At 76.0% G+C, this 6457-nt stretch carries 4 protein-coding genes; 1 reads left to right on the forward strand and 3 read right to left on the reverse strand.

From position 1 onward, the window contains the following. Positions 1 to 35: 35 nt before the first annotated feature. The 3 genes from Sru01_RS06395 to Sru01_RS06405 form a co-directional block, all read right to left on the reverse strand. Positions 36 to 1040: an aldo/keto reductase gene (locus Sru01_RS06395; protein ID WP_307811966.1), complete on the reverse strand. Its 1005-nt coding sequence runs from the start codon at positions 1038 to 1040 to the stop codon at positions 36 to 38. Positions 1041 to 1122: 82 nt separating this feature from the next. Beyond that, positions 1123 to 2106: a winged helix-turn-helix domain-containing protein gene (locus tag Sru01_RS06400; protein ID WP_203982939.1), complete on the reverse strand. Its 984-nt coding sequence runs from the start codon at positions 2104 to 2106 to the stop codon at positions 1123 to 1125. A 721-nt stretch (positions 2107 to 2827) separates the two neighbouring features. Then, positions 2828 to 5674, reverse strand: coding sequence for an AfsR/SARP family transcriptional regulator (locus tag Sru01_RS06405; protein ID WP_203982940.1), 2847 nt, complete (start codon positions 5672 to 5674; stop codon positions 2828 to 2830). Positions 5675 to 5904: 230 nt separating this feature from the next. On the opposite strand from Sru01_RS06405, the gene Sru01_RS06410 reads away from it, so the two are divergent. Further along, positions 5905 to 6441 carry an ATP-binding protein gene (locus Sru01_RS06410; RefSeq protein ID WP_203982941.1) on the forward strand — a complete coding sequence of 179 codons (537 nt, stop codon included), beginning with the start codon at positions 5905 to 5907 and terminating at the stop codon, positions 6439 to 6441. Positions 6442 to 6457: the final 16 nt, after the last annotated feature.

Here is a 6457-nt window from a genome sequence, read left to right on the forward strand (position 1 = left end):
CGCCGGCGCCTGGCCGCGTACGGCGCCGGCCGGTCTCAGGATTCGCTGTCGAGCATGGCCATCTGGGCGGGGGCGTAGCGGTCGCCCGCGGCGGCGCCGGGCGGCACGGCTTCCTCGATGGCGGCCAGGTCGGCCGCGCCGAGCACCAGGGCGGCGGCGCCCAGGCTCTCGGCCAGCCGTTCGCGGGTCCGGGCGCCGACCAGCGGGACGATGTCCTTGCCCTGCGCCGCCACCCAGGCCGTCGCCACCTGGGCCACGGTGGCGCCCCGGGCCGCGGCGACGTCGCGCAGCCGCTCGACCAAGGCGAGGTTGTGCTCCAGGTTCTCCGCCGCGTAGCGAGGGCTGTGCGTGCGGAAGTCGTCCGCCGCCGTCGCGCGGTCCCGGGACCAGTGCCCGCTGAGCAGGCCGCGGGACAGCACGCCGTAGGCGGTGACGCCCACGCCGAGCTCACGGGCAGTCGGCAGGATCTCACGTTCGATGCCGCGGGACAGCAGCGAGTACTCGATCTGCAGGTCGGAGATCGGGTGGACGGCGTGCGCCCGCCGCAGCGTGGCGACGCCGACCTCCGACAGGCCGACATGCCGGACATACCCGGCCTGGATCAGCTCGGCGATGGCACCGACGGTGTCCTCGATCGGCACCTGCGGGTCCAGCCGGGCCGGCCGGTAGATGTCCACGTGGTCGGTGCCGAGCCGGGTCAGGGTGTGGGTCAGGAAGTTCTTCACCGCGACCGGCCGGGTGTCGTTGCCAAGCCATTCGCCGGCGGGGTCGCGCAACGCGCCGAACTTGACGCTGATGACGACCTCGTCACGGCGCCGGCCGGTCAGCGCCTCGTGCAGCAGCAGCTCGTTGTGGCCCATGCCGTAGAAGTCGCCGGTGTCCAGCAGGGTGACGCCCGCCTCCAGCGCGGCGTGCACGGTGGCGATGGACTCGGCGCGGTCCGCCGGCCCGTACATGCCGGACATGGACATCAGGCCGAGACCGAGGACCGAGACGGTGGGGCCGGTGGCGCCGAGCGTGCGGTTTTCCATGGTGACCATCCCATCGGAATGTCGATCCGGAAATATGAGCAATAGTGGCTATGGCAGAACGGTAGCTCGCCGGCGGCCCGGCCGTGCCGGTTCAGGTGGCGAGCAGGCCGACCAGCGCGTCTCCCCGGTCGGTGCGGTGCACGTGGACCTCGCGGCCGGACCGCCGCCGCTCGATCAGGCCGGCCGTCTCCAGCCGGTCGCAGTGATAGGTGACCGCGTTGGGCGCGTTACCGGTGATCTCGGCCAGCCGGCCCATCGTGCGCGGCCGGTCGAGCGCGGTGAGGACGGTGGCGCGGGCCTCGCCGAGCAGCAGCACCAGCGGCGCCGCCTTCGCCCGGCCGCGGGCCGGCGCCGAGGTGAGCGCGCCGACGACCGGCAGCGGGTAGCCGATCCACACGATCTCCGGACCGTCCAGGCTGCTCACCAGCGCGGACCGGCCGGAGAGCATCGGCATCAGCACCAGGCGCCGCGAGCCGATGGAGAAGCTGCCCGGCTCGGCGTCGGGGAAGCTGAACGCGCCGTCGCGGAACATGCATCCCGAGTGGAGGTCGTTCAGCACCGCGTCGGTGGCGCCGCGGGCCGCGGCCACCGCGACCCGCTCGATCTCCCGGTCGATCAGCGGCCGGGCCCGCCGCCACACCTCGCTCATCGCCCCCCAGACGCGGTCCAGCAGGTCGGCGTAGGCGCGCATCCAACGCTCGGGATGGTCGACGGCCTCCTGCCAGTGCGCCGGGGGCGTGCGGCCGTCGAACGACTGGGCCAGATCGGCCAGCAGCACGTCGCCGGACAGGTCGCGCAGCAGCTCGATCTGCGACTCGATGGTGATGTCACCGGTGGGCACGCCGGGGAAGACCAGGTCCGGTGCCACGGTGAAACCCGGGGCGGTCAGCGACCGCAGGACCAGCGTGTCCCGGGGCACCGCGACCGAGCGGACCAGCCGCCGCCAGGACTCGGGTGCGCCCCGGGACCGGCCGCCGAGCGCGTCGGTGATCAGGGCCAGCATCGAGAGCCCGGGCGCCAGGCTCACCGCCACCGGCACGCGCTGCGGGCATTGCACGCTCAGGGTCGTTCGCACATCACTCCAGTCGCGCCACGGCCATCGGACATGGGCAAAACCTAGCCGGAAAATGCGGAGGTCCGGGGCGCTGTGAGCGGGATGTGAGTGAACTGTCAGCCGCCCGTCCTAACTTCTCCATCAGCGCAAGGGGAGCGCGGCACCAGGAAGCGGGGGCGACCATGCGAACGGCGATCCGGGAACCGGCCGTCACCAACGTGCCGGCCGGCGGAGGGCCGGCCGAGGGAACGGCCGGTACCGGCCGGCGGTGGCGTGGCCCGGGTCGCCGTATCGGACCCCGCCTCGCCGGACCGGGGCGGAGATGATGCACCGGCCTGGGGAGCCGGTGCGAGACGCCGCCGGGCGGGCACGGGGGACGGCACCACCGGTCGGGGGACCGGCCAGGGGCCACGCCCGGCGGCGGGATGAACGGCGGAGGCCGGGTGGGGGACCCGGTCTCCGCCCACCACCGGAGGTCGGGATCGCGAGAGTGACCGGCCGGGGGCCGGCGCTCGCGCGGAGCCGGTACGGGGATGGGGATCGAGAGGGCCGGCCGGGGGGCCGGCACCCCGTCTCCGGGCCGGAACCGGGCGGCTCCTGACGGAGGGGCAGGGGCGCGGGGGGCCTGGGTCCCGGCGGGGGTCGGTCGAACGGGGGCCGATCCTCGCCGGTCACACGCCCGCGGACCCGGACGCGGCCGCCGCGGGCCGCGGGCACCGGGTCCGCGGGTCCGGCCGAGTGCTCAGGGCAGGGCGGCGACGATCGCGGCGGCGCGGCGGCTGAGGTCGCGCGCGGCCTCGGTATCGCCGCAGGCGTGCAGGGCCGCGCCGAGCAGGGCGAGCACGTCGGCCTCGCCGCGGCGGTCCTCGAACTCGCGCATCAGGCCGAGCGCTCGCTCGAAGGCGCCGGCCGCCTCCCGCGGCCGGCCGAGGCCGGACAGCGCGCCGCCGATCGTCCGCAGCGCCTCGCCCTGGTGGTAGCGGTCGCCCAGCGCGGTGTACAGCTCCAGCGCCGCCCGCGCGCCGGCCAGCGCCTCGGCGTACCGCCGGGCCTGGACGTCGCCCTCGGCGATGTGATTCAGCGTCTCGGCCTCCAGCTGCCGGTCACCGGCGGCCCGGGCGACCTCCAGCGCCTGCGCGTAATGGCCGGCGGCCGCCTCCGGATCGCCGAGCCGCAGGTGGGCGGTGCCCAGCCGGGCCAGCACCTCACCCTCCAGGTCGCGGTCCCCGGTCCGCCGGGCCATGGCGAGCGCCTCCCGGTAGCGGGCGACCGCCTCCTCGACCCGGTCGGTGCGCAGGTGGGCGCAGCCGAGGTGGTCCAGCGCCCATCCCTCCTCCGCCGGCTCGCCGGCCCGGCGGGCCGCCTTGGCCGCCGTGCGGAACAGGCCCGCCCACATCGGCCCGGGGACGTGGAACTCGGCGAACGGCGCCAGCGCCCGGGCGATCCGCCACGCCGGCCCGGGCCATTCCCGGGCACCGGCCAGCCGGACGGCGGCCATCAGGTTGGCCAGCTCCTCCTCGAACCAGCCGACCGCCCGCTCGGCGCCGCCGAAGCTGAGCGGGGTGACACCGGCGGGCACCGGGTCGTGCGGGATGTCCCGCCCGCCGGGCGGCAGGTGGCGGGCCGCGGCGGTGGCGGTGGCGGCGTACCAGTCGAGCACGCGCAGCAGCGCGGCGTCCCGGTCCTTGGCCGCCTCGGCCTCGCGTGCCCGCTCGGCGGCATAGTCGCGCAGCAGGTCGTGGAAGTCGTACCGGCCGGGGGAGCGCGAGCGCAGCAGGTGGTCGGCGGTCAGCCGGTCCAGCAGCCGGGTGGCGACGGCCACGTCCGCGCCGAGCAGCGCCGCCGCCGCGGGCGCGCCGATCTCCGGGCCCGGGTGCAGGCCGAGCAGCCGGAACATCCGTGCCGAGTCCTGGTCGAGGGCGTGGTAGGTCCAGGAGAAGACCGTCCGCAGGTCGGTGTCGTCGCCGTCCCCGGTGTCCAGCACGGCGAGGCGGGTGCGCTCGTCGCGCAGGTCGCCGAGCAGCCGCCGCAGCGGCGTGCCGGGGAAGCGCGCCGCGCGCTCGGCGAAGATGCGCAGCGCCAGCGGCAGCCGCGCGCACCGCTCGACGATCTCGGCGGCCGCGTCCGGCTCGGCCGCCGTCCGCTCCGGGCCGAGCACGCCGGCCAGCAGCTCGGCCGCCTCCGGCGCCGGCATCTGATCAAGGATCACCCGCCGCGCGCCGTACTGCACGATCAGGCCGCGCAGCTGGTTCCGGCTGGTCACGAGCACCACGCCGTCCCCGCCGGGCATCAGCGGGCGGACCTGCTCGCTGCCGCCGGCGTTGTCCAGCAGGATCAGCGTGCGGCGGCCGGCCAGCAGCGTGCGCAGCAGCGCCGAACGCTCCTCGGTCCCGGCCGGGACCCGGTCGGCGGGGGTGCCCAGCGCGCGCAGCAGGGTCTCCAGCGCCGCGGCGGGCTCCACCGGCCGGCCACGCCCGTAGCCGTGCAGGTCCAGGTAGAGCTGCCCGTCGGGGAAGCGGGCGCGCATCCGGTGCGCCCAGTGCACCGCCAGCGCGGTCTTCCCCGACCCGGCCATGCCCTGCAGCGAGACGATCAGCGGTGCGCCGCCCGGTTCGCGGGGCGCCCCCTCCAGCAGCCGGTCCAGTACGGCAAGCTCGGCCCGCCGGCCGGCGAATCCGGCGATGTCCGGCCGCAGTTGCCGGGGCACGTGCGCGGGCGGCCCCGCGGGCGACACGGTCGACGGCGCGGTCGACGGCGCGGTCGACGGCGCGGTGGGCGATCCGGGGGCCGCCGGCGGCTCCGGCGGCGGGGCGAGCGCGGGATCGTCGGTGAGGATGGCCTGGTGCAACGCACGCAGCGCCGGGCCGGGGTCGACGCCGAGTTCCTCGGCCAGCAGATCGCTCAGCTCGTGGTAGGCCCGCAGCGCCTCGGCCGGCCGCCCGCTGCGGTACAGGGCGGTGATCAGCCGTTCCCAGAACGGCTCGCGCAGCGGGTGGGCGCGGGTGAGCTCGCGCAGCCGGGGCACCAGCCCGGCGTGCCCGCCGGTCCGCAGGCCCACGTCCAGCCACTCCTCCTGAACGTGCAGCCATTCCTCGGCGAGCGGCGCCACCTCGTCGGCGTGCAGCGCGGGCGACTCGGCGTTGGCCAGCACCGGCTGGCGCCACAGCTCCGCGGCCGCGGCGTAGGACCGGGCGGCGGCGGCCAGGTCGCCGCGGGCGGCGGCGGCCCGGGCGGCCGCGGCCAGTTCCCGGAACGTCAGCAGGTCCAGATCACCGGCCTCCACCTCCGCGCGGTAGCCCTCCGGGACGGTCCGCAGCACGGCGCGGATCTCCGGGTGGCGGCGCAACCGGTTGACGTAGGTCTGCACGGTGGCCCGGGCCCGCTCGGGGTCCTCCGGGCCGCCGTCCCACAGCCAGCCGGCCAGCCGGGTCACCGGTACGGTCTCGCCGCAGCGCAGCAGCAGCCCGGCCAGCACCACGCGCAGCTTGTTGCCGGCGACCGGCACCTCGCGTTCCTCCGGCGCGCCGGCGCGTACGGTCAGCGGTCCGAGCACGCGGAAGCGCGGGCCACCCTCCGAAGAGCCCGCCATCGGCCGTCCCCCGATCTCCCGTCCGGTCCCGTCCATGGTGACGGGCTGACCGGGTCCCCCGCCGGTTCACCCAGAAATGCAATGAAATATTGCCATCTGATATCAAGTGCCGGCGTGGCGGACCGGAGGGTGGGATGGGCCTTCGGACTGGGTAAGTGACCATCGGGGAAGGTCATACCGGCGACAGTCCGGCACAGCGATCTCCACACCTTGCGAAGGAGGTGGCCCGGGTGGCCGCCGAACCGTGCGCTCCGCCGGACTGCCCGGACGGCGAGCATCCCGGCCCGGCTTCGCCGGGCGCCCATATCGAGCCGCGGACCGCCGGCCACCTGGTGTGGCACCGAGCGTTCCCCGGCACCCCCGACCAGGCGGCGCGGGCCCGCGCCTTCGTCCGCTTCCTGCTCAGCGGCCTGCCCTGCGCCGACGAGGCCGAACTGATCGTCTCCGAACTCGCCGGCAACGCGCTGCGGCACACCCGCAGCGCGGCCGAAGGCGGCTGGTTCGCCGTGGAGGTGACGCTGACCCCCGGGTCCGGCCCGGACGACCCGGCCACCGTGGTGATCACAGTGGACGACTGCGGAGGTGGCGGGGTGCCGTCGTTCACCGGCCGGTCACCGGTCGAAGCGTTCGCCGAGAGCGGCCGGGGGCTGGCGACCGTCGCCGCGCTCGCCGCCCGCACCGGCTACCACGGCAGCCCGGCCACCGGTCACCGGGTGTGGGCTGTGTTTGCTTTGCGCGCTGCGCGCGCGGGTTCGGGCGCTATTTAGCTGTGTTGTTTGGCGC

Source organism: Sphaerisporangium rufum, assembly GCF_016863395.1.
Classification (GTDB): domain Bacteria; phylum Actinomycetota; class Actinomycetes; order Streptosporangiales; family Streptosporangiaceae; genus Sphaerisporangium; species Sphaerisporangium rufum.

What these genes read in the sequence shown, in the direction of transcription:
- Sru01_RS06395 (WP_307811966.1), bottom strand. Translation starts at nt 1,040, where the DNA reads ATGGTCACCATGGAAAACCGCACGCTCGGCGCCACCGGCCCCACCGTC.
- Sru01_RS06405 (WP_203982940.1), bottom strand. Translation starts at nt 5,674, where the DNA reads ATGGCGGGCTCTTCGGAGGGTGGCCCGCGCTTCCGCGTGCTCGGACCG.